The organism is Xenorhabdus cabanillasii, assembly GCF_003386665.1.
Classification (GTDB): Bacteria; Pseudomonadota; Gammaproteobacteria; order Enterobacterales; family Enterobacteriaceae; genus Xenorhabdus; species Xenorhabdus cabanillasii.
In genome coordinates, this window is sequence record NZ_QTUB01000001.1 from 3,717,072 (window position 1) to 3,742,444 (window position 25,373).

A 25,373-nucleotide genomic window follows, 5' to 3' on the forward strand; every position below is an offset into this window, starting at 1 on the left:
ACGATGGATGACGGGGACTGTTATATTTCCCGCATATCATGCAACGCAGTAAACATACCACTATGAAAAACCAATGGTTTTCCTTCAATGCTGGCAATACGCTTTACCTGCCCAATCATCAACAGGTGATCACCAAGATGGGTTTGCTGATGATTAGCACAAACCAGTGCCGCTATTGCACCATCAATTGACGGCATCCCTTCCTGCGTTTCCTGCATGGGAATACCCTGAAACTTATTTTCAACTCTCGGATTGGCAAAACACAGAACCAGCTCCTGATGATCACAGCCAAGGACACTGATTGTGAAATATTCACAGTTACGGAATACAGACAGATTGGGAGAGTGATTAACCAGGCTCCAGAGTATCAAGGGCGGTTCCAGTGAAAGTGAAGCAAATGAGTTGATGGTCAACCCGAGTTAGATCTGGAATCTCTGCTATTCCGCCAAACGAGAAATAGCCGGTTTGGCTTGCTCAGGCCCCATTGCTGAATAACCGCCATCAACGGTGTAGTCAGCTCCGGTCACAAAACTCGCTAAATCAGAAAGAAGAAATGCAACTACCTGAGCGATCTCTTCAGGATCTCCAACACGGCCAAGCAAGTGATAATCTGCGGCAATTTCATCCGTTTTCTGGCGATTGCCCTGAGTCAATTCATCCATGACCCGTGACCAAGTCCAACCCGGCGAGACAGAGTTCACACGAATGTGATCAGCGGCATAGTCCATTGCCATGCTGCGGGTAACTTGCAATAAGGTGGCTTTTGAAGCGGGATATAACCAACGGCCTGTCTGGGCAACAGAAGATGAAATACTGGTGAAACTGACAATCGCCCCACCTCCGGCAATCATAAAATAAGGGTGTACAAGCTGAGCGGCCCTGACAGCACTGACCACATTGATATTGAGTGCGGTCAGCCACGTTTCGCGACCAGAGACTACACCATCATCCAGATAAGTTGCAGAGAGATTAACGAGGCAGTTAAGACGACCATAATAAGCAGCAACCTCATGCACTCCCTGAGCAAGTTGTTTATCATATGTTATACATTTGATCTCAATTAAACTGTTATATCAAATAAATAAAAAATTGTTACTGTTATATCCAAAATCCGTGTGCTCTACTTGTCCTCACTCTTTCACTTCTTTTACCCAATAGGGTTCAGTCAAAAATAAGAGGTCACTATGTTCGGGTTAAGTGCCCTTGAACTCGCAAGGATACAGTTTGCATTTACAGTTTCTTTTCACATTATCTTTCCTGCCATTACGATAGGTTTAGCCAGTTTTCTTGCTCTGTTGGAAGGTTTATGGCTGAAAACGCGCAATACAGACTATAAAACGCTATACCACTTCTGGGCGAAAATTTTTGCAATTAATTTCGGTATGGGAGTGGTTTCTGGTTTAGTCATGGCCTATCAATTTGGCACTAACTGGAGCTTCTTCTCTGATTTTGCAGGAACTATCACAGGCCCTTTACTGGTCTATGAAGTCTTGACCGCATTTTTCCTTGAGGCAGGGTTTCTTGGCGTTATGCTGTTCGGCTGGCATCGGGTAGGTGAAAAACTCCATTTTTTCGCCACCTGTATGGTCGCTCTCGGAACGATTATCTCCACTTTTTGGATCCTGGCATCCAATAGCTGGATGCAGACGCCACAAGGTTACGAGATTGTCAATAATCAAGTCGTTCCTGTAGATTGGCTGGCAGTTATCTTTAATCCCTCTTTTCCTTATCGCTTGCTGCATATGGGAACGGCGGCATTTCTTGCCTCAGCATTCTTTATTGCTGCCTCTGCGGCCTGGCATTTACTGAAAGGCAATAATTCATCAGCCATGCAGAAAATGCTGTCCATGGCGATGTGGCTGATCCTGATTATTGCTCCGTTACAAGCCATGATTGGTGACTTACATGGCCTGAATACACTGAAGCACCAGCCTGCCAAAATTGCTGCGATGGAAGGCCATTGGGAAAATCATCCCGGGGAAGCTACTCCGTTAATTTTATTCGGTATCCCTGATCAGACAGCAGAAGAGACACGTTATGCAGTCAAAATTCCCTACCTTGCCAGTCTGATCCTGACACACAGTATTGATAAACAAGTTCCGGCATTAAAAGAATTCGCACCAGAAGATCGCCCCAATGCTTTCATGGTGTTCTGGTCATTCCGGATCATGGTCGGGTTAGGGCTATTAATGATTACGGCAGGCATTTGGGGATTGTGGTTACGTTATAAAAAACGCTTGTACCAGAACCGGGCTTTCCTCCGTTTTATGCTCCTGATGGCGCCTTCTGGCCTGATTGCTATCTTGGCCGGATGGTTCACCACTGAAATTGGCCGCCAGCCGTGGGTTGTCTATGGTTTGATGCGCACAAAAGATGCTGTTTCGGCCCATGGTGAGATCCATATGAGTATCAGCTTGCTGATTTTCTTTGTCGTCTACAGCGCCGTATTCGGTGTCGGTTATGCCTACATGATGAAACTTATCCGCAAAGGTCCCAATAAGGAGTTAACAAATGGGTATTGATCTTCCTCTGCTTTGGTTCCTTATCATCACCTTCAGCACTATGATGTATATCGTGATGGATGGCTTTGATCTTGGTATCGGTATTTTGTATCCCATGATTAAGCAACAATCAGACCGTGATTTGATGATGAATTCGGTAGCACCTGTTTGGGATGGTAACGAAACCTGGCTGGTTCTCGGTGGTGCCGGGTTATTTGGCGCTTTCCCTCTGGCATATGCTGTTATTTTGGATGCGCTGGCAATCCCATTGACGATTATGTTATTAGGGCTGATATTCCGTGGCGTGGCTTTCGAATTCCGTTTCAAGGCAACGCCAGCGCATCAACCCATTTGGGATAAGGCATTTATTGCTGGTTCAATTATTGCCACTTTTACACAAGGCATTGTTGTCGGAGCAGTTATTAACGGTTTCCCCATCGAAAATCGCACCTATACTGGTGGTACTTTCGATTGGTTTTCACCATTTCCGCTATTTTGTGGTTTTGGTTTGCTTATTGCTTATGGGCTGTTGGGATGTGGCTGGTTGGTGATGAAAACCGAAGGACGTTTGCAACAACAAATGTATGGCCTTCTACGCCCGTTAACCCTGTTGATGCTGACGGTCATCATTATTATCAGTTTTTGGACACCTGCTTCTCAACCCGCTATTGCCGGGCGCTGGTTCAGTTTTCCTAACCTGCTTTTCTTTATGCCTGTACCATTACTGGTCTTGTTCTCAGGCTGGAAACTACTGATTGCCAAACAGAATGGCAGCCATTACACACCATTTTTGGCTGCACTGTTATTAATCTTCATGGGCTTCAGTGGATTGGGGATCAGCATCTGGCCAAATATTATCCCTCCGTTTATTAGTTATGAAGAAGCCGCCTCCCCTTCTCAATCACTGGGCTTTATGCTCGTTGGCGCGCTATTTATTATCCCGATAATCTTGGTTTACACCTGTTGGAGTTATTATGTCTTCCGAGGAAAAATTACCCATGAACAAGGCTACCACTAAAACAGAGCACACCCATCCTCCATTATGGAAAAGATTGGGCTGGATGATAATAATTTGGCTTTGTAGTGTATTAGCACTTTATACTGTTTCCACTTTATTTCGTTTTTTAATGACAACAGCGGGTATGAAAATCAAGTAATTATTAGATTTTCTACCAATTTGATATTTTCATATTTATTCATTTCTTCGTTATACCCATTGTTTTTTTAATTTTTTATCATTTGAACTCATTTTCCCCAGCCACAATGGATTCTGTGTCTGGGGATTTATTGAAACTCTCTTCCAGAAAAACAATTTACTTCCAAACTTAAAGACAGATTTAGAAAACAATCAACAGCAACATATCTATTTTAGATATTCATCCAGATTATTTTAATATTAACAAGCATATATTTATACACTATAAATATATTCTCAACCATATTGCATTTTTTAGTAAAAATAATATTTATACTAAATTTATATACGGAGTTTGATATGATCAAAATAACATTACTTACTTTTTCAGGGCGGGAAAATTATCAATGGTTTTTTGACGGAACTGATATCAAACTGTTATTAGATTTCATGCGAGATAAGAAAAAGGGAATAAACTTTGGGATAAATGAGAGAAAGCTCGGATTTTCTGGTTTTTTTGTCGAAATTGAAGACTCTGCACAAGGGTCAGCACTTCAATATGGACTCATTAATTCATTTTATGTCTGTGATGGTATGGCAGAAGATCTACAAGACAGTAAAGAGCTTGGCTTGGTTTTACTCGAAAAATTCACCCAGGATGATCCACTCAAAGAACATATAAAACAGGAAATACAAGATCTACAGCCAGATAACTCTGATACTTCCCTGAGCACTGAACAAGATGAACAGGAATACAAAGAGACTGAATTTAATCGGATACACGAACCAAGTTGGTATATGTCAGTAAAATTTACCAACCCATTAACCGGACAAGTTTATGATGTAGATGCGGCCAGGTATAACCAGGGTTTCTGGAATGATCCCACCCGCATTGCTCTGAATAATTGTTATGCTTACGCATGTAACTATGCAAGTAACGATTACCCTCAGCCCGGCAGTTACGGTGGTAAACCAATCACATTCCCTTATACAAAACGTTATCTTCAGGCTGTTATAGATGGGGCTATAGCAGATGGGTTAGCTAAACTTGATGAGTTTACAGATGCACAATATCATCCCAATTATGTTGTTGCTCTCTATACTATGCCAGATAATTCATACAATTGGGATTACCACTGGTATCGGTTGGTTTTCGATCAGTACCGAACTCAGATGTGGGCACATAAACTTGGCAGAGAAAGGGTCAGAAAAACAGATAATCAGAGAAGAATTATAAGAGATCCTAACAAAGCCGATCGAGGAAAATATACTGTATTCGGAGGGTACTTTGTCGTGAATAATCGGGTGAAGATAAAAGCTTAAAATAATATATACCCAATGGCTAGCCTTTCATTAATCCCCGGCAGCATAAAGCATAAATAATTATGTGACCGGGGTGAGCGAACACAGCCAGCAAAATAAATTACAACAAGTCTCAACAACAAATGAAACCGTTTTGCTCTTTGAAATTACTCTTCCTGAAATCTCTCTTCTGAGCAATTTTTTTTCAATACTAAACCGCAGTGCTATAAGCCAACAACGCTTTTTGGCACAATCTGGAACGCACACAGTCTTCCTGAGAAAAATGAATTACACTGATCGCTTCATCATCGGAGAACCTTTCTAGTGCATCCAGCAACCCTGATGCGATATTGCCCGGTAAATCACACTGACTCACATCCCCATTAACAATTACAGTAATATTTTCCCCTAAGCGGGTTAAAAACATTTTCATTTGATTGATAGTTACATTTTGTGCTTCATCAAGGATCACAAACGCATTTTCAAATGTCCTGCCCCGCATATAAGCAAAAGGCGCTATTTCGACCTTTCCTATTTCAGGACGAAGACAATACTGTAAAAACGATGCTCCCATACGCTTTAATAAAACCTCATAAACCGGACGAAAATAAGGTGCAAACTTTTCTGTCATATCACCCGGCAGATAACCCAAATCTTCTTCTGCCTGCAATACCGGACGTGTCACAATGATTTTATCAACCTCTTTATTGATAAGTGCATCAGCCGCCATCACCGTACTGATAAAAGTTTTACCGCAACCTGCTTCACCATTAGCAATAATCAATTGCTTATTATTAATAGCCCGTATATAGCGGTATTGTACTTCATTGCGTGGACGAATTTCAGATGTATCCCTGTTTTCACGCGCCATCCCAATGGCCTCTACGCTGCCAATTTGGACTAATGAGGTAACATTATTATCATTGCGATAACGAGATTGACGCATATCTTTTTTTAACATTCTTCTGACTTCACGACGAGATTTCATCACTGCTTTTTGTCTGCTCATAGTCGCACCCCTTATCGTTGGCTTCACACTTGTCGTGTTCTATCACCGATGGTTCTACCACTTATAGAATAACTGCGTTATATAGAATAGATTGGGAACCTCCTTTTCAGCTCATTAAGGGCCATAAAAAAAACCGGTTCTAAAACGACCACCTTTTTATCGGTAGTTCGGTCTCAATCACCGGTTCACTTCCTAACTGAATTGTCATTATTTCTGTGTCTGCCATCAGCATTCCTCGCATTGCCCGCTCTTTTTATAATAACCAGACCAAATCTAGCAGGCTATGATGTCAGTATAATGACAATTTTTTATTTATGACAAGATCACAATTTAAATTTTACTGAAACATTTTTTAACTTTTCCTTGATAAAATAATAAACTAATGAAAGCCATAAAATAGCAATCCAATATATTTTAGTTATTTTTTACAATTACCTGCCAAATAATACCCGGCTTTCTGAGCTTCAGATTCCGAACGAAAATAAATAGCATTTTTATCAGCTACTGTCTTATACCCAGAGCAATGTGCAAAATGATAAATCTGGCTGTTTTTATTGCCTTTAATTATTTCACTTTGAGTGACTTTCGTCGTTGATTTTTTAACTGAAACCGGCTCAGTAACTGATTGGTATGAATTTAAATTTTGACTATTATTTTGTCTACTAAGCCTTTGACCAGAATTTTTCTGCCCTAATTGCCATTTTTTACTCCCTGTAACAAATGGGTTATGGTGCCCCATAATACGGGCGATTCGATTATCCCGTTCCTGCTCCCAGGCTTCTACCGGATATTGACGATCCCATGCCATCATTAATCGCTGTTGCTGGCGTGACATCGTTAAATTATAGCGATCATGCATATAAAAATAGACTCTGGCGACCATCCCTTTCACTTTGTCGCGCGGTTCAAAAAGGCGCGATTTAAAATCCACTTTACTGCTACAGGCACCATACATATTAGGCAAATTTCTGGAAGCCATTCCATAACTCAAATTACTGCGATCTCCATTAACTTCACCAATGGAAGGTGCCAGATTGTGCATATCCGATTCTATCGCACGAAATATCGGATCATTATCAACACAGTTTTTTCTTCCGCCATTCTGCCAACATTGTCTCTGATGACCAAATACCCACGCGGGTACAATATGCTCCCATTCGATACGCTCAGCACGGTTTTGTTGCCCTCTGACACGATAATTACAAGAGGCCAGATCAACACGCCCACCACTTTTACCTACCCATTGCCAATTACAGCCACAATACAAAGTACCAACACCTGATTTTTCTTGCCCATTATAAACATATTTTCGGGATTCTGATTTAGCCTGCTCAAAGTTGGCCGGCACACTCCATGCGCTAAAAGATGCAATGAATGCCAAAAATAAAAAATAATTTGTCCAAAGGCGAAATTTATTGTTCAAAATAATACCTATTTTCTTGTTGTATCATACCAAGCTGGTATCCTGCCTGATCAGACAAATAAATGATACATATTATTTATCGAATTTCTCTTAAATGGTTACTGTAGGATCAGTTTGCTATTTTAGTTTGTTAAAATCAATATCACTTAATGCATGAAATAAGTTAATTTATTGCACTGTTAAAGACTCAAATACTCTGTTTATTAAGCCATTGAATTCTATTTATTTGAGTAAAATTAAATCAACATTAAGATATTTAATAAAATAAATGACGATCAACACTAAATTTGAACAGCTTGAACACGAGCTACTGGAAGTTGTAAAGAAATATTCAGAAAATGAAGAAGTTACTATCAACACTATTCATATTTCAGAAAATCATTTACAAATTCAGGTTATCATAGCAGGTAAAAATCAGTTAGATATTACTTTAAATTCGTTTTCTGACTAATTATAGCCCTGTCCTACGTTTAAAAAACAAACACACAGAACCATTTATTTTTCTAATGGTTCTGTGTGTTTAATTATTCATTCATTAAGGATAATTAGTACACAAAATAAATTTCACATAGTCAGATGGTAAAAGAATCCTCTCAATCAGGGAGCATTACCTGGCTGGAGAAGAAAGCAAAATCAACAAAGTTATATTTTTCAAGTATCAATCTTTAATAAATCGTAGCATGTGTTTTGAAATGTCATTTATATCTAAAACATTAAACATGATTTATAGTTTAAAACATTCCTTTAAATAAAGAAATATATTAAACTGATAAAAATAGGTTATTAGCTGATAAAAAAAAGTGATTTGAAATAATCAAATAAAAAATGCACCTTATATAAACCACAATTTTCCCAGAAATTAACTCTATTAATTAGAAAATATAAATCCATATTTAAAACAAAATCAGGAGGTGATAAAAATCAATAATATCAATAAATATACGTCCACTATAAATGGAGCTAAGTCAATTTATAATATACTCAATGGATTCCAAGGGGCGTTTCGGTAGCAAAGGAATATATTCCTTAGAACATAGATAACTATGTGACTGGAATAGGTCAGTATAGTCTACGAAGAGACAACTTGAAAGGCGAAGGGCGTAGTCACATTTTATTATCTAAGCCACAAGTTCTATGATGATTTAAAATCATCATTGGCTACCTTACTAACATTGAAAAATTACAGATAGGGTAATAATATGAAAAAAATAATTTTACTTACCAAAATTTTTCTACTTAGCATTTTTATCCCTGTTGTTAATGCTGACTCAAATTATAATCCTGATGGTTACGAGGTTGCGAGAAAAATAACTCAAAGGTATTTTGATAATCAAAAATATTGTGGAGATGATGATCTTCCTGCGTTTTTATGTTCTGGTGTTTTATTAAGAGGAACCGTTGCTTCGGATAAATATCACTCATGGAATCCCAATCCCCATTCTCAGGAAAGTGGTGGTGTTTCATTCTCCTATTTGAGACATGATGTTAAATTCAGTGAATTAGCTTTTAATTACAATAATGGTTATATATTTTCTCCATATATTGAAAATCTTGCTGATAAAATTCATCCCGAAACTCTTTGTTATTTTCCTGTCGATGCGTCTACGGCTTATAGAAATGACAAAGGATGTGGTTATAGTTCAGGATACCCAAATGGTATTCCATGCCAACAACAGGGAATTACCACAGCAGAGCAGTGGGTTAATAATTATGTATATGTTATTCAATATAATAATCCCGCTCAATGTGGATTTGATGTGACCGGAGCAGGAAGCGCTGACGCATTCATGCAGGGAATTAAAGTCCGTTCATTGATCCAGCTATCAGAAAATAACGAAATAATTTTAGCCACTTGGCCCCAAGATATCCCTGACAAACTTCCCATTGAAGCCTTTTTCTATCGTGCAGGGGGATTAAGTGGCGCGCAGCATGATCAAAGAGATTTTCATAATATTACAGGCGTGATAATACCGATTATACAGATGACACTTCCTTACAATAATCAGGATGCTAGCTTTATCTATAATCCAGAAGATCAGGCGGTTAATCCTTAACATTAACAAAATTAAATCACTTCCTTATTATCCGTAGTCCTAAGAATATAACCAAAGTGTTTTTCACTATTTAAATAATCAAGAGGTATACAATGAAAAACTTATATGATGTAATACTTTCCCCGCCGACTTTTCCACAAGCAGATACAACGGGAACTATTAACGTACATGATATTATCAACTCAGGAAGCAATTTTATCACAATGAAGGTATTACAATACGCTGATAATGAGGTTGGAGATAAAATAATTGGCTACCTTTACTTAAATGATGGAAGTGGTTCTGTTATAAAATCACTTCCATATTATATTACACCAAATGTGTTGGATGTCCCATCATACAAGTTACTATTTCCTATAGATGAAATATCCACATATGGGAAATCTCAGGTGCATTATGAAATAACCAGTAATGGCAATATGCGTAAGTCACCCAATGTAAACATAAATCTTGTATATTTGGATGAAAAAAAATTCACTATTACTCCGTCAATACCTGATCATGCAGATGTTCTTGCTGGCCAAGTTTGTTTAATAAATGTATCGATTCATGCAAAGAATGAGCTTGATTTAATTAATTTAATTTATAACAATATTGAAATTAAAATTGATTCGGGATTCTCTCGGAAACAAATCTTAAAACCATTTCTTCCATATGATAATAATCCATTACTTGGAGTTCTGGAAGTTATGTTAACGGTTAAAGAACTTCCTGATGTACATGTAGGTGATAAAATTACTTATACAGTACAAATTCTTGATAAGAACAATCTAACAGGGGAACCTATACAACAACAAACATTCACTTATAATGTGAGAAATATAGATAAAAAGGCAGTTATCGTGTTAAATGCGGATAATGAATTTATTAGTCCACCAACAGTGAATAATCCAGTAGGTACTGGTAATAGCTACGTTACTTATTATTCTAGTCCAATACTGTCTGATGATAAAAAGCCTCTCAAAAATACACAAATATTGATATATTCAAAAGTGAAAGAAAAATTATATCCTATTAATAGAGCACTAGTTCTTATAGGCACAGAACCTCAAAAATCTGGAGTGCAATCTAAATCTATTTATACTGATAGAATTAATGATGTTGAATTTTTTACCGTTAATACTGATGAACATGGTATAGTTAGATTTCGTGTTTATCCCAGACAAGAAAAAACGGGCAGGGTTGATTTTTTAACGAATATACTTTCAGTTACTAATGAAACGTATGCAGGATCAATATACATATATAATTCTGATGTTAATACTCTATTCGGACCAAATCCTCCTGATGTATGGAATGTGTATCCAGGTGGTGTGATCGCAAGAAATCCTGGAGAGAAAGTATTTAAAGTAAATATTGATAGGTATGATAACTATCAACATACAGATAGTATTATTTTCTTTATTAATGCTAGTGATGATCCAAAAGATGCAATCAAATTAAATCCAATACAGCGGATAAATAATGATATAGATTTTGGTTCATATCCTTTCCATTTTAGTTATGACCAAATACCTTTAAATAAAGTGTTATCATTTTATTATTTAATTGCACCTATAGAGAATGCATCTCTAACTTCCAATCCAACGGATCTATTTTATGTCGGTACTACTGGAGGAGATGAGGATGGAAATGATGATAGAGATGATGGTATTTATAATAGAGTCAGTGTATATTCCAGTTATTCTCCTCTTCCTTTTGATCCAGCAACAGGAGACAAGGTTGGTAATATAACTTATAATACAATAAGTCAGCAGAGACCCAAAGATGATGTAGGGATAACTGTTACAACTCCGACAGGTTTATATGTCGTCATTAAAGGTACAGATAATACTACTCGTGACAGTAAAGGTCTTCCCCCATTAGGTTCACAGGGAACCTTATACATGGAATTTCAGGATCCCAATGATAATCCGTCCAAAAAATATCAATTTCAGATACCGTCTGAAAATGATCCCGGACATAAAGATTATGCGCTTATCGAGATCCCATATTGTGATTTAACTCGGGTTCGTGCATGGCATTCTGGTGCAGAATCAAAAATTCATTTTAAATATACTATCAATGTTTCAGGTAAAGATATCCCAAGTAAAACATGGATAGCTACATGTATTACAGTTCTTCCAGGATTAGATATCAATGATTATGATGGTTGTCCCAAGTCAACTAACTATAGTAACTAAAATAACAAGTGATGATATGAGTTAATTCTTATTAAAGATGGTGATTTTTTAAGTTTAAAAATCACCATAACATACAATTAAAAAAATTTAAGGAAAAAATATGATAGATAGCAAATGTAATTTTGGAGAGCTTTGCGTTTCAGTACCGAATGGTGCAGATGTTATTATCGGCCAAAGTATTTATCTAACAGTATCTCTCCAAGCTGAAGAAGAAATTATTAACAGCATAGGTGATATTGAAATAATACCATCAATAGATTTTTTTACTGTAAAGAAAATAAAAAACTGGGCTATAGATGAAGGTAATGTTTCCGGCAGTAAAATATTTATATTAACTATTAATAAAGATTTGAAAGCAGAAACATTAGTAACATATAATGTCCATGCACGATCAATCTCAAACCCTGAACAAGATGTTCCAGGAATTTTGCCTCTAATAGTAAACTACACAACAAAACAATTTAATATAAATCCCATTATATTAAATTCTTCACCTAATGAATATATTCAACCACCACAAGATGATAATCCTGTCGGGACGGGTAAAATATATGTTACGTATCATGGTAAAATTACTGATTTTTATAATCGACCACTAAAAAATACTCAAGTCATAGTATTATCTACAACATCTGGGAAATTATACCCTTACGATAAAGCATTAGTGCGTATAGGTACAGAACCAGTAAATGGGAGTGAGTCTCAAATTATCCCTGTTAATAATCAAAATGATAGAGAGTTTTTTACTGTCAACTCAGATAACAATGGTAATATTAAATTTCGTATCTATCCAAAAGCAAACGCTAATGGACGTGTTGATTTTAATACAAGAATATTAAGTATAGGAGGAGAAAACTACTCAGCATCTATATATATCTTTAATGCTGAAAATGATGCACTATTTGGCCTACCAGTTCCAGAAATTTTAGGATTACAAGACGGAGATAAGCTTGAAAAAATACCAGGAGAAAATGAATTTTATGTAAAAATTAATCCATATGATAATTACATTGTAACAGATAGCCTGATATTCTTTATTCAAAATGAAATAACGAATGAAATAAAACAACTGGAACCTATATCACGACTTGACAATATATCAAGTTTGGATGCATATCGGTTTCATTTTAAATATAATGTATTACCCTTAAAACAACCCGTGAATATTTATTATATTGTTGCACCTAAAAATGGAAATGCACGATATTCAGATAAATCAACAGTAGTTTATATAGGCGAACAAGGAGATCACCCAATTAGGGATCAAGACAGAATCTACGATAAAGTCAAAGTATACTCCAGTGCGGTGGAACTTCCTATTAAAGTATACGGCGAATCATATGATATATATAACATAATATACAATATTCCTGAAGGACGTAGCATTAATCTGGATACAATAAGCCATAAAAGAAAATATGGTCAAAGTGCTAAAGGTGTTGTCGGGCTGTATGTTGTAATAATAGGAACTAATGAAAAAGACAGTAAAAAATTACCACCGCTTGGCAGTCAAGGGAAACTGACTGTTCGTGTGGAAACAGAAACGTCCAGAAATACACATAATAGTTATTCATTCCAATTGCCATCTACACCTGATCCAGGGAGATCAACAGGCTACTGTGTAGTTAACATCCCATATTGTGATGTTAACCGGGCTGGCCCTTCATTTACTCAAGGTGCGGGAGTCGTTGTTTTTGAGTACTATATTGAAGAAAATGATGGTTCCAGAAAGTATAGTAAGAAATGGCGTACCAAAATTGATACTGTATTACCAAATCAGTCAGATGATGATCCTGATGGTTGTGATCCTTTACCTGATAACTCATCTTATTTCTGAATTAATAATCGTGAAATACGCTTAATATTAGGCGTATTTCTGCAATAACAAATAAACCATTTCGTTAAAACATCATGAAAGAGTGAAACAAAAATTAAGGAAATAATATGCAAAACAACATATTAATTGATGAAAACTCTATATCAATATACTTTGAAACAGATGTTTTCCAAATATTGGATTATGATAGTTTACCACCTGATGGTGAATGTATTAAAGCAATCGCCCTGATCAGAGATAAAGAGGGAAAACCATTACCAAATATTCCTGTTACTATTCTTGAAAAGGAGTATGCTTATTTTGACCAGGTTAATATTTATCATGCTGATAAATCAACACCAGTCGAAATCAAAAACATCACTGCTGATTTGAGATCTTTTTCTGTTGCTTCAGATGATAATGGAAAATTAGTTTTTTATATTTATCCGAAGAAATCAACACCATTAATATTTCAGGTTGATTCTATGGTAATGAATAAAACAGATCGTATCTCATCAAAAAACAAAGTGTATATTATAGATAATAATAATAAAGATCTGGGTCTTCCTTCTCCTGATATTATCGGAGATGATGGGAAATTATGGGTAGATCCTACATCAAATTTCTTTACTCTTATAGTTAAAGATTATCCCGGAGCCAGAAGAAATGACACAATATTATTTTTTGTTAACAATAAATAAATAAGCTTTCAAAATAGTAGATCACTTGAAGGGAACTCAGCCCGGTTTTTGCGATCTGATTAATCGCCAAATCAAAAAAATCCCAAAATGGACTGAGTAATGCCAATCATAGCACCCATACCCCGAAGTGAACGACGTCAGATGAAAAAATTTATTCATAAAACCCGGGATAAAGATTATGCACGCCGACTCATGGCACTCTTAATGTTACATGAAGGCAAGACCGTTTCTGCCATCTCCAGAACCCTTCATTGTTCACGTTCTTCGGTTAATCGTTGGATAAATTGGTTTACATTATATGGGCTGGAAGGATTAAAAAGTTTACCGTCAGGAAGACCTGCTATCTGGAATTTAGCACCACTTTTTAGTTTGCTGTCGTTCTTATTACAGCACTCCCCACAGGATTTTGGCTGTCTGCGTTCACGTTGGAGCATTGAGCTGATTACTCGAATAATCAATGAATTATTCTGTTTGTCGCTTTCGCAAAGTACGTTCTATCGTTATTTCTGTCAGGTCGGTATTGTCTGGCGAAGGGCAGCACCTACCGTAAAAAAGCCTGATCCTGAGTATGACGAAAAAATGGCAAAAATCACTGAAGCTTTATCCAACGTGTCAGAACCACATCCTGTTTTTTACGAAGATGAAGTCGATATTGACCTTAACCCAAAAATCGGGGCGGACTGGTGTCTGAAAGGGCAACAAAAACGGGTCATGACGCCGGGAAAAAATCAAAAACACTACCTCGCGGGCTGCCTTGACGCCCAAACAGGCCAAGTGACTTATGTCAGCGGTATAAAGAAAAATTCTGATTTATTTATCAACATGTTAAAGGAACTGAATGGCCAATATCGCCATGCAAAAAACATCACGTTGATTTTAGATAACTATGGCATTCATAAAAGCCGGAAAGTCAGGGCATGGCTAAAACAAAATCCTAAATTTAATTTGTTGTTTTTACCGGTCTATTCGCCATGGATAAATAAGATTGAACGCCTATGGCAATCATTGCATGAAACCGTCACACGGAATCATTGTTGTCAGTATATGTGGCAACTCTTGAAATGCGTTGAAGCGTTTATTAACGCATTTTCATCAGGGCAACAACCGGGAATGAGAAAAATGGGTGTATCACTATTATGAAAACTTATTTATATCAAGGAATCATTTTTTGTTGAAGATGTTAATAAATTAGGCAACAGTGCCATAAGATTCCTTTATAATATTCTTAGGAAAAATGAACTATCTCATTTCTCTTATACTGTTGTAGATCAGACAGGAATGGCTCGTTCCTCATATCCACAAAGCATAGTATACCCTGGAGGTGGTTATAACCAACCAATTAGTGGTATAAAAAGAACATATGATCACTGTATAGTTTACAATAGTGCAGGTTATAATAGTGATAACAATATTATCAGAAATTCAATTCATGAAAAAGATATAGCGCATAGATGTAGCAATCCACATCATGAAGGATTATTTATAAAAATAATAGGAACAAGTGATTATAGAGATAAAACAAAAGTTCCGTTTGGTGCTGAGATTATATTAAATTTATATGTTAATAATTATCCAAACACGATTTACCAATCCAAGTCAAAATTAATGCCGACAAAACCAGATAGTTATGGTGATGTTACAGCATCATTATTATTTGGTGTTCCTCTTAAGTATGTTGGTCATATAAATTCTGGTCGTATTCATGTGGATTTTCAGGTCAATTATTATGGAGATATTTCTTATGGAAATATTTGGCAAGCTAATATTTATACTATGCGACCGGGAGGTGAATTATCAGGGGATGCTTGTCCTGATGGAAAAACCTGGTCTGATATCTGGTAATATAATTTTCCTGTAATTATCAAAATTTATTCTATTCTTGATAATTCCCATTACGGCAAACGAAAATATTCACTTATTGAGAAATTAATAATAAAGAGGTGAAATATGTTAGAAAATAATAATGATATAGCCTTAAAAGACCATACGGTAAACTTATCAGTAATGAATGGTTCCGACGTTGTTATTGGTCAGAAATTTTATCTCGATATAGAAATAATTCCCAAAAGTGTGTTTACACAGTCACTAAATATAGATATAAAAGAGAGTAGAGGTTTTGAATCTATAGAAATAATTAATAAAATTGACCCCAGGCCGGGGGCGAGATCATACAATATGAAGCTCTTGTGTTTTGTCAAGAGTGACAGTTCAATAACATCAGGTGATGAAATATTTTTTACGCTCACAGGCATTAATAAATTAATAAAATATTCTGTAAAAGATTTGATTAAAAGTACCATTCAATTAAAGAAAAATAAGATTGTCTGCGTAACGCCGAATAATAATGATTACATAGTTAATGAAAAAGAGAACTATATCAGATATTGTACTACATTATTTGATTCTCATGGTAACTTATTGAAAAATACACCTGTTCATATTTTTTCTGAAATCAAAGATGATATAGAAAGAAAAATTATAATTACGACAGATCCTGATAATATTGAACAAAAACCACAACTGATAAAACCACAACATTATGGTGATAAAATTGAAGCCATTATTAACAGTGATAAAGAAGGAAGAGTGAAACTTCGTGTGTATCCAATTATGGATACCCCCGCAGTTATAAATTTATACAGTAAAGTGGAAAACGTCGCTGAATACCCTGCTGGTACTGTATATATGATTTCTGCTATTCCATCTAATAGTACTGAATTACTTGATCCGCCATTTATCCCTGAACTTTCCGGAGATTTGTTAGATGGTGACGGCCGCAAATTTTTTGACGCTATGATTAATTCTTATCCGAAAGTCTCGATGACAGATAGTGTATTATTTTTCAATAAGAAAAAGGAAAATGGAGCTATTGATCCAAAAGGAATAATACTTCCTGTAAGAAAAATCTCTGATATTGTAGATACTATTGATCAAAACGATTCTGATTATACATTTTTAATGCGAAGAGATGTTTTTCCGACAGAAAAAGATTCGGTGCTTTATTATGTAATAGCCCCCTATTCTGGTAAAAATCTACATTCCGACAGTAGATCAGTTAAATATATAGGAGAGGAATTGACCACACCTGATTTTGATGTCAAAAGAACATATGATATGCCAGTTATTTTTTCAAGTTTCGCTGATATAAAAAGTGATCCTAAACTTGAATACTCTGACAATGAGAAAAAAAGATATAATGAAATAATTACCCAAAGAGATATATCAAATTATCCTGTAAGTGGATGCCAGTTGTATGTGAAAATTATGTGCACTAACGATGAAGATGATCAATCCTATCCACTTTGGGGAAAAGTGATATATTTAAGAATGTATGTTAAGTCAAGAAATAAAAACTTTAATAAGATATTTAAAGTTGTTGCACCTTATACCCCAGATGTATTAAGCGGAAAAACAGCAACCATCATTTTTAAAATTGATTCACCAGATCTTAATGATGTCAGAGGTTACATAAATGGTGGTATCGGTATGATTTATTTTGAGTATTATATAATTAATCCATTTAATCAGGAGAAAGTATATAGTCATTATTGGAAGAGTAAGATACAAACATCTTATTTGTAATCAAAGAGAAAATGGAATTTTATCGAGTTGCAATTTTTTTGCTGAATTTGCAACTCGATTTTTTATTTACTGATCCTGCCATTCTTATTTTAAATAAATACCATCACAATATAATTCCGGCTACAGATACAGTTTTATATGTTGTGGTTAATTGAAATCATGATAAATGATATTATTTCCTAGATCCTAAATCATCATCCTGTTCACCCCCGCTAATCTTTCTGGTTAATTCATAGCAACGTATTATTTTACTTTCATTAATCAAAAATCTGGCAAATACTTCAAATTCAACATGTTCACCATCCTTTTTTATCGCTTTTACTATATGGTGTGTATGGACATTATTTTCTTTTTCAGCAATAGATAAAATATTGATCCTCGTATTTATCAAAGTCTCTTTTAATAAATTTATGTGAGAAATAAAATCATTAAAATTAAGTTCATTACCATTTACTACTTGAACATAATTCTTGGAAAAATATTCCTCAATGGTTGAATTCTTAACATCATTATTTTCAAGTATACGTTTTAAAGAATTTATCACTATATTAGAATAAGACAAAATTTACCCTCCATAAAAAAACAATGGCTACAGCCCCGTTAATTGTGATGGATTTTGAAATTTATTAGAGTAATCACCCAACAGATAAAAATCTCTGTTGGGTGCAATATTTTAATATCCGGTAATACAAGAACAGTTTAGGTTAGCGAACGACTAATACAGAGATATTTGCATATCCCACGATACCCGATGCGTTCGAACCCAGTAAGTGAGTTGAGATATCAGGTCTTCGCGAACCGACGATAATCAGGTCTGCATCAATTTCGCGGGCAGTAGAAAGCACTTTGTCCCGTGGGGAACCAAAGGCAACAGAGTACGATACTCTGCCCTCCGGCAAATTGATTTTTCCTACCACTTTTTTGAGTTCCTCTTCGGAATTTGCAATGGCTTTTTTCGCAAAGGCGTTCAGTAAATCATAATGATAGCTGTAGCTTACAGAAAATCTCGAAATATCAGGAACTGAGTGAAAAAGATGAACTTTTGCATCAGAGATTTTTGCCAAAAATTCCGCATGCTTAAGCGCATTATCAGTCAGGTGATCTTCAGCAATATCTATTGGAACTAAAATCATTTTATACATATTTACTCCCCTGTAATCGAAAATATACCCGTTGTCTCTCAAATTGCGTCCAGCAACATGTTGAAATTATGGGGTATAGGCGCTAACCATTACGTTTTAACCATCAATCAATACAACCACAACAAAAACCGATAATAGTTATCAAACTGCAATTATCAATGCGGATAACTATCTCACAACCAATACAGATGTTTTCGCATATCTGACAACTGCCGCAGAGTTAGAACCTAATAAGTGGGTAGTAATATTTGGCCGTCTTGAGCCAATCACGATCAAATCGGCTTCAATTTCATCTGCTGTAGAAGTGATTTCGTCTCTTGGTGAGCCAAAAGCAATTGAATAACTGATACGATCAGCCGGCAAATCAATAGAAGCAGCCAACTTACCCAAATCTTCTTCAGCCTTAATCGTCGCTTTGTCTTTAATTTCCATGTACCCTAATGCATAAGCATTAATAATCGCGGATGAAATAGGTAATACATGTAAAATATGCAACTTGGCACCTGTTTCTCTGGCAATGTTAAGCGCGCAGTGAACAGCCTTGCTTGTCAGTTCATCTTCAGAGATATCTACTGGTAATAAAATAGTTCTGTACATATGCACGCTCCTATTATTTAACTACCTAAATTAGCGAATTCTCCAAGTATATTAAGATCCAGAATAACTTACTGTGAGTTGTCTAACAACTCAACATCTTAGCGCTTATCCAAACCAATAAACAGGGATTTAACCTGATAAAGCCACAAGCATAACAATTTACTTTAAATTAAAAGCATTGGGAGATGATGGCAGCATATCAAAAAAGTCTGGCACACAAATTTTAATCTGTGATGTATTGAAAAATCGGCTCAACAGCAAAAATCAATATAAAAAAGCGCTGAATATCAGCGCATTATAATAAGATAGAACCGTACTAATCTTTTTTCTCTAACGGGAAAGGAGCAGGATGCTTTGTGTTGTAGTTAAAGGTATACAGGGCTGTTATAGCCATCATTACCACCAGCGTCCAAACCACTTCTTTTGCGCCTGTCCCCAATACGGCCCAAATGCAATAAATAAAGGCAATGAAGGTAACCACAATATAACGCGTTTTTTCCTGCCCAAAGTGACCATGACCAAGCAGCAGCAAAGCCGCACAGGTGTACAAATAAGGTATCAGAGTGAAAATCACTGATACAGATGAAACCAGACTGAATTCTTTCGCCGCATCAGGAGAGATGCTACTGAACTGCACAATCGTCATCAAAATACCCAGGATTAATAACCCATTCACAGGCGTTCCGGCTTTGTTCACTTTGGCAAAGATTTTAGGGAATAATCCATCATCTGCCGCCGCTTTTGCTGTCTGACCGGCAAGCAATGTCCAACCTCCCAATGATCCTAAACATCCGGCTGCTGCACAAAATGCTACTATTGCGCCAGCAGTATCGCCCAGTGCCAGACGTGCGGCATCACCAAACGGCGAAGATGAAACGGCTAATGTCGCGTTGGGGATCATCCCCATAATGACACTGCTGGACAGCACATAACACACAGCAGCAATCAACACACCGCCAATAGTAGCAATCGGTACGTTCCGTTTTGGGTTTTTGACGACTCCCGCTGCAACTGAGGCACTTTCAACACCAATAAAAGACCACAGTGTAATGTTTAAAGTACTTTGAATAGCACTAAAAGTATCTAATCCACTGACATTCCAGGCATTCATGTAGGTTGAGCCGCTGAACCAGAACCAACCAAATACAGCAACTGCCACAATCGGGATTAGAGCGAGTGTTGTAGCCACAGCCTGTACTCTGGTTATGACATGCGGACCGATAATATTCAAAAATACAAATATCCACAGTATTGCTATACAGGTGAATGTAGAAATGGTGGGATCTTTCAGGATAGGGAAGAAATAACTGATATAACCTACCCCAATCACGACCATAGCAATATTACCAATCCAGCAGGCCAGCCAGTAAAGTACGTTGGTCTGATAACCTAAAAATGGCCCGAAGGCTCGTCTGGCATAGGCATAAGAACCACCGGGGCTATCATCCAGTGAAGAAATCTTGGCGTATACCATAGATAACCCGACCGCACCGATAATGGTCACCAGCCATCCCAGGATAGCAATCCCCCCCGTTGCTGCCAGACTCGCCGGCAGCAGGAAAACTCCTGAGCCCATGATATTCCCCGCTACCATCAGCGTAACGGGGATTAAACCCACTTTTTTGGTGTCTGCAATCGTAGCCATAGTTTATTTTCCCTTACGCTTTATACACATGACGTGATAGATACCATCAATAATCTCTGTTCCTTCCGTTTCATGCTCAAAGCCAGGGAATTCACGATCCCATTTTTGCAATGCATGCAGGTAACCAATTTGCGGGCTGTTTTTGTCACCGAAGTTTTCCCCTGACATCAACATGGGGATGCCGGGCGGATAAGGAATAATTGAGTTTGCCGCAATGCGATGGGGAAGTTTATCAAGTGCCACCAATTCCACATTATTGGTCACAATCGCCTGGTAAGCCGCCCGTGGTGTCATATCAATTTCAGGTAACTCAGCATAAGCCTGATTCAGTTTTTCACCCGGGTGATTCTTATGTAAGTAAGCGAACATTTTATCGCCTAGATCTTTTACCCCTAACTTGCCGTACACTTCCTGATGTTCGTTCACCAAATCAGGTAATACTTTACTCAAAGGTGTATTAGCATCGTAGTGATGTTTGAAGGAAAGTAAGGTATTCAGCAAAGTCCCCCATTTCCCTTTGGTAATTCCCATTGAAAACAGGAACATGATTTGAAAATCAGTCGTGCGCGTCGGGACAATACCATGTTGACTTAACCATGCTGTCACTAACGCTGCCGGTACACCCTGTTTTAGTAACTTACCATTATCCCCCATACCCGGTGTCAGGATACTGACTTTGATCGGATCAAGCATACTCCAGTCATTGGGCAAATCCTCAAACCCATGCCAACTATCGCCCGGATTCATCGTCCAGCAGCTTTGTTCTTTGGTCAGTAACTGTCTTGGCGCATCTGCAAAAGCAATTTTCTTACCGGTCGCAGGATCTGTCACTTTCTCCTGATTCCAGGGTTTAAAAAACCAATCCCCCTTTTTACCAAAATCCCGATACAAACGCGCCAATGCCTGACGAAAATCGACTGCTTCCTCAATCACTTCCTGTGTCAAAGAATAACCGCTGTTACCATCCATCATTGAGACAGCAACGTCATTTGAAGCACAGATCGCATACAAAGGTGATGTCGTCGCATGCATCATATAGGCTTGATTAAATCTTGAGAAATCAATAGGATTCCGGCCATCACGTACATGAATGAAAGAGGCTTGCGAAAGTGCATTCAATAGTTTATGAGATGAATGGGTGGCAAAAACGGTCGGCCCTTTATGCTTTTTAGGATCACCCCGCATGGCATAATGATCATGATAGATAGGATTAAAACGGGCATAACCATACCATGCTTCATCAAAATGTATTCTATCGACACTTTTATCCAGCAGGTTTTGCACATGTTTGGCGTTATAGCAAACACCGTCATAAGTACAATTTGTTACAACGGTATAAACAGGTTTTTGCTTCACCCTATCTTTGGTCAGTGGGCTCTGTTTCAGCTTTCGCTGGAGTGTCTTCGTTTCCATTTCCTGTGGATAAATGGGGCCAATAATGCCATATCGGTTACGGCTCGGCAGCATATAGACAGGCCTTGCTCCTGTCAGAATAAGCCCCTGCTCAATGGATTTATGACAATTACGGTCAATGATAACGATGTCATCTTCAGTCATGCAGGCTTGCATTATCGTGCGGTTAGAACCCGATGTACCGACAATAACGGAATAAGAGTGGTCTGCACCAAATACTCTGGCTGCGTTTTTTTCACTCTCGCCAAATGCCCCGCTGTGATCCAACAACGATCCCAGTGAAGATCGCTCAATACCCATATCCGTACGAAAAAGATTCTCTCCGTAATAATCATGATAAATGCGGCCAACAGGTGTTTTATTAAACCCAACACCGCCCTGATGCCCCGGCGCTGCCCAGGAATATTCATAGACTTTTCTGTAATTCATCAAGGCTGACATCAATGGCGGTAATAATTGTTGACGATAACGGTGCATGGCTGCAATAGCTCTGCCGGCAATAAAATCTGAGGAATCCTCAAGTATCCAGGCAAATTCGGCTAACTGCTCCAACATCTCATGATTCAATAAAAATACAGTTTTTTCCCGATCGCTTAACAGAAATACCGGTACATTTTCCTGACGCTCAAATAGTTTATTCAGTAATTTTTGGATCTGCTGAAATAAGTCATCATCCATCAGTGCACAACTTACCATCAAACAATCAAACGGCTCGTTAGCTGCAATCATCGTATAACTGTCATCAAAAGAGTCTGCGATAACAACTTCAATGTCCCGTTCAATTAATTTATCTGCCAAGCGGTGTACTGCATTTTCAATATAGTAGCTATGATGCCTTGTACCCACTTCGTTTTTTGCTATCAATACCTTCATGATGTTTTCCTATCAAAATGACAAATGAACTTAGTGTTACCTGGCGCTTGCCATAGAATGATTGACACAATCAGGAAAATTAAACGGCTATCACCGCTATAGCATTGCATCAAAATTATTTTTTACAGTGCTGTATGACCCGTAACATGAATATCGATAATTTAATAACATTAACTAACTATTCGTGAGCATATAAGTTTCTAGCTTAAAATCACATTAGTTAAATATAGTGGTTATTTTTGATTGTGCAATCCAACGATAGTTATACCTGAGGGAGAATCAGCCATTGAAGTAGCGTAAAGGGCCATCAGCTATATACAAAGTTTAGTGACAAATTGCAGCGATAAAATGGTATGCCTGATTACACAAGGCCGGACACTACAATCACTGACATGGCAGTTAAAAATAGTTAATTTACAGTAAGATACAACACAATGTCATCACCAGAATTATAGTTATTCGGTGATTGATATTACAAAAAGAGCATATCAGTGTGGTTAACTGGGGTGTTGCAACCTATTATTTCATAAAATCTTATTGCCATAATAAAAAACCCCAAAAAGGATTATATTTTAATATTGGATAGTATGCTCCAGGGACGGTAGCATTCTGCTAATGAGAAATCAGAAATAATCAAATCTGCTTATCTTAATTTAGCTAAAAAAATAATAATGGGATCCGATTGTGAACAAAGATTACTCCCCTTGTTTTATTAAACTCAACCATGTTTTTAATCCAAAAATCAGGGTATTTTGTTTTCCTTATGCCGGAGGTGGCAGCTCAACTTTTGTTGCTTTTGCCAGAAAAATCAGCGCAAACGTTGAATTTTTAGTTATTCAACCACCGGGTAAGGGAGCAAGATTCAAGGAAAAACCTTATGATAATATGAAGAGCCTGATTGAAGACTTATATGTTAATATTAAGCCACTATTGAATATACCATATATCTTTTTAGGACACAGTTTAGGCAGCCGGATAGCTTTTGAACTGTTAAGAAAAATCGATGCAGAATCATTACCATTACCCATTGAATTTATTGCCTCAGGTAGCAGAGGGCCACAAGTTTCTGCCATCCGAAAACCAATAAGTGCTCTGGAGGATAAAGAGTTTACTATTGCATTGCAGGAATTTGGGCGCGTTAATCAACAGATTATTGACAATGATGAATTACTCTCGCTGATCTTACCTGCCATAAAGGCTGATTTTAAAATATCAGAAGAGTATTACTATTCTGGTACAGCATCTTTTGCTTGCCCTCTAACGGTATTCGGCGGAACAAATGATGCTCTGGTAGCAGAGCAAGAACTCTATTCCTGGTTTGATTTTTTCGAGCAGGATAAAAAAGTCATCATTTTTGAAGGCAGCCACTTCTTTATTGATGATAATAATGACCCGGTTATTGATGCTGTATCAAATATCCTTGAATCGAAAATATCCAGGCGCTCATATACGCTCCTATCAAGTGCTTAACTCATGCTCTGTAAGAGAACAAATTCCTGGTCACATAATAGTCTATGCTTCTGGGAATGCGTTCTCTTGCCATCGTGATACAACTCGAAATCTATTGGGCATATCATAAGAAGCTCAAGATTATTTTTCAAATCACATGCACACTATCTATATTTTTGTGCTGGCACGAAAATAAATAAGCTATCCTTTTATTTTTCCTTTCAAAACAGAGGATTTAAAAGGTGAAAGAATAAAAAAATAATGTTAAACAGGCTATAATATTTATACTGGCGATTTTACTCAGATAATCATCATTGAATTGGGATTTTTCCTGATTGAAAGCTATGCCATTCCTGATGCGCTTTTAAATCCTGTTTCAATGATTGGAACGCAAAGCCTGCATATTGAGCCAAAAGTACCCTGGGAAAATATTTTGCGGCTGTTTATGGCTTATTTCTACAAGCGATCTTTTTTATTGCTATCGGATTAGTGGTTACACCATTCGTTCATCGTATACTGCATAGCTGGCATATTGATGAGGATGAGGG

The 25,373-nt window shown here is 37.1% G+C and carries 21 protein-coding genes; 12 read left to right on the forward strand and 9 right to left on the reverse strand.

What is annotated here, in order from left to right; genetic code table 11:
* Positions 1–20: 20 nt before the first annotated feature.
* Together BDD26_RS16540 and BDD26_RS16545 are read right to left on the reverse strand one after the other, a co-directional pair.
* Positions 21–413 (reverse strand): flavin reductase family protein, encoded by a 393-nt coding sequence (locus BDD26_RS16540; RefSeq protein WP_115827154.1) that lies wholly within the window; start codon positions 411–413, stop codon positions 21–23.
* Between the two features lie 24 nt (positions 414–437).
* On the reverse strand, positions 438–1,061 hold the full coding sequence (locus BDD26_RS16545; RefSeq protein ID WP_115827155.1) for an SDR family oxidoreductase: 624 nt from the start codon (positions 1,059–1,061) through the stop codon (positions 438–440).
* 123 nt (positions 1,062–1,184) lie between these two features.
* On the opposite strand from BDD26_RS16545, the gene BDD26_RS16550 reads away from it, so the two are divergent.
* From BDD26_RS16550 to BDD26_RS16565, 4 genes are all read left to right on the forward strand, one after another.
* Positions 1,185–2,522 (forward strand): cytochrome ubiquinol oxidase subunit I, encoded by a 1,338-nt coding sequence (locus BDD26_RS16550; RefSeq protein WP_115827156.1) that lies wholly within the window; start codon positions 1,185–1,187, stop codon positions 2,520–2,522.
* On the forward strand, positions 2,512–3,519 hold the full coding sequence (gene cydB / locus BDD26_RS16555) for a cytochrome d ubiquinol oxidase subunit II (protein ID WP_115827157.1): 1,008 nt from the start codon (positions 2,512–2,514) through the stop codon (positions 3,517–3,519). The genes BDD26_RS16550 and cydB overlap by 11 nt, the downstream gene beginning before the upstream one ends.
* Positions 3,500–3,658: a DUF2474 domain-containing protein gene (locus BDD26_RS16560; protein WP_072022025.1), complete on the forward strand. Its 159-nt coding sequence runs from the start codon at positions 3,500–3,502 to the stop codon at positions 3,656–3,658. Before cydB ends, BDD26_RS16560 begins: the two co-directional genes overlap by 20 nt.
* Positions 3,659–3,996: 338 nt before the next feature.
* Positions 3,997–4,959, forward strand: a complete 963-nt coding sequence (locus BDD26_RS16565; RefSeq protein WP_051502400.1) for a hypothetical protein — start codon at positions 3,997–3,999, stop codon at positions 4,957–4,959.
* 190 nt (positions 4,960–5,149) lie between these two features.
* On the opposite strand, the gene phoH is transcribed toward BDD26_RS16565, so the two are convergent.
* Together phoH and BDD26_RS16575 are read right to left on the reverse strand one after the other, a co-directional pair.
* A complete protein-coding gene (phoH, locus tag BDD26_RS16570; protein WP_115827158.1) occupies positions 5,150–5,947 on the reverse strand; it encodes a phosphate starvation-inducible protein PhoH in 798 nt (265 codons plus the stop codon).
* 418 nt (positions 5,948–6,365) lie between these two features.
* On the reverse strand, positions 6,366–7,328 hold the full coding sequence (locus tag BDD26_RS16575) for an endonuclease (protein WP_244922822.1): 963 nt from the start codon (positions 7,326–7,328) through the stop codon (positions 6,366–6,368).
* Between the two features lie 1,241 nt (positions 7,329–8,569).
* On the opposite strand from BDD26_RS16575, the gene BDD26_RS16585 reads away from it, so the two are divergent.
* The 7 genes from BDD26_RS16585 to BDD26_RS16615 all read left to right on the forward strand — a co-directional run bounded on the left by BDD26_RS16585 (position 8,570) and on the right by BDD26_RS16615 (position 17,706).
* On the forward strand, positions 8,570–9,424 hold the full coding sequence (locus BDD26_RS16585) for an N-acyl homoserine lactonase (protein WP_115827161.1): 855 nt from the start codon (positions 8,570–8,572) through the stop codon (positions 9,422–9,424).
* A 92-nt stretch (positions 9,425–9,516) separates the two neighbouring features.
* A complete protein-coding gene (locus BDD26_RS16590) occupies positions 9,517–11,607 on the forward strand; it encodes a hypothetical protein (RefSeq protein ID WP_115827162.1) in 2,091 nt (696 codons plus the stop codon).
* Positions 11,608–11,707: 100 nt separating this feature from the next.
* The gene (locus BDD26_RS16595) at positions 11,708–13,444 is read left to right on the forward strand and encodes a hypothetical protein (RefSeq protein WP_115827163.1); all 1,737 of its coding nucleotides are present in this window, start codon (positions 11,708–11,710) and stop codon (positions 13,442–13,444) included.
* A gap of 107 nt (positions 13,445–13,551) precedes the next feature.
* The gene (locus BDD26_RS16600; protein ID WP_115827164.1) at positions 13,552–14,124 is read left to right on the forward strand and encodes a hypothetical protein; all 573 of its coding nucleotides are present in this window, start codon (positions 13,552–13,554) and stop codon (positions 14,122–14,124) included.
* Positions 14,125–14,223: 99 nt separating this feature from the next.
* Positions 14,224–15,264: an IS630 family transposase gene (locus tag BDD26_RS16605; RefSeq protein ID WP_115825370.1), complete on the forward strand. Its 1,041-nt coding sequence runs from the start codon at positions 14,224–14,226 to the stop codon at positions 15,262–15,264.
* Between the two features lie 138 nt (positions 15,265–15,402).
* Positions 15,403–15,966: a hypothetical protein gene (locus tag BDD26_RS16610; RefSeq protein ID WP_115827165.1), complete on the forward strand. Its 564-nt coding sequence runs from the start codon at positions 15,403–15,405 to the stop codon at positions 15,964–15,966.
* 105 nt (positions 15,967–16,071) lie between these two features.
* On the forward strand, positions 16,072–17,706 hold the full coding sequence (locus tag BDD26_RS16615) for a hypothetical protein (protein ID WP_115827166.1): 1,635 nt from the start codon (positions 16,072–16,074) through the stop codon (positions 17,704–17,706).
* 172 nt (positions 17,707–17,878) lie between these two features.
* Here the strand turns inward: BDD26_RS16615 and BDD26_RS16620 are convergent, their stop codons facing one another.
* From BDD26_RS16620 to adiA, 5 genes are all read right to left on the reverse strand, one after another.
* Positions 17,879–18,268 carry a nuclear transport factor 2 family protein gene (locus tag BDD26_RS16620; RefSeq protein WP_115827167.1) on the reverse strand — a complete coding sequence of 130 codons (390 nt, stop codon included), beginning with the start codon at positions 18,266–18,268 and terminating at the stop codon, positions 17,879–17,881.
* A gap of 142 nt (positions 18,269–18,410) precedes the next feature.
* Positions 18,411–18,848 carry a universal stress protein gene (locus tag BDD26_RS16625; RefSeq protein ID WP_038269257.1) on the reverse strand — a complete coding sequence of 146 codons (438 nt, stop codon included), beginning with the start codon at positions 18,846–18,848 and terminating at the stop codon, positions 18,411–18,413.
* A 168-nt stretch (positions 18,849–19,016) separates the two neighbouring features.
* Complete coding sequence (locus tag BDD26_RS16630; RefSeq protein WP_115827168.1) at positions 19,017–19,445, reverse strand: universal stress protein; 429 nt, start codon at positions 19,443–19,445, stop codon at positions 19,017–19,019.
* Positions 19,446–19,761: 316 nt separating this feature from the next.
* Positions 19,762–21,090 carry an arginine/agmatine antiporter gene (gene adiC, locus BDD26_RS16635; protein ID WP_115827169.1) on the reverse strand — a complete coding sequence of 443 codons (1,329 nt, stop codon included), beginning with the start codon at positions 21,088–21,090 and terminating at the stop codon, positions 19,762–19,764.
* 3 nt (positions 21,091–21,093) lie between these two features.
* A complete protein-coding gene (gene adiA, locus BDD26_RS16640; protein ID WP_115827170.1) occupies positions 21,094–23,376 on the reverse strand; it encodes an arginine decarboxylase in 2,283 nt (760 codons plus the stop codon).
* Positions 23,377–24,060: 684 nt separating this feature from the next.
* Here adiA and BDD26_RS16645 point away from each other — a divergent pair.
* A complete protein-coding gene (locus BDD26_RS16645) occupies positions 24,061–24,846 on the forward strand; it encodes a thioesterase II family protein (RefSeq protein WP_170140421.1) in 786 nt (261 codons plus the stop codon).
* The last annotated feature ends 527 nt before the right edge of the window (positions 24,847–25,373 follow it).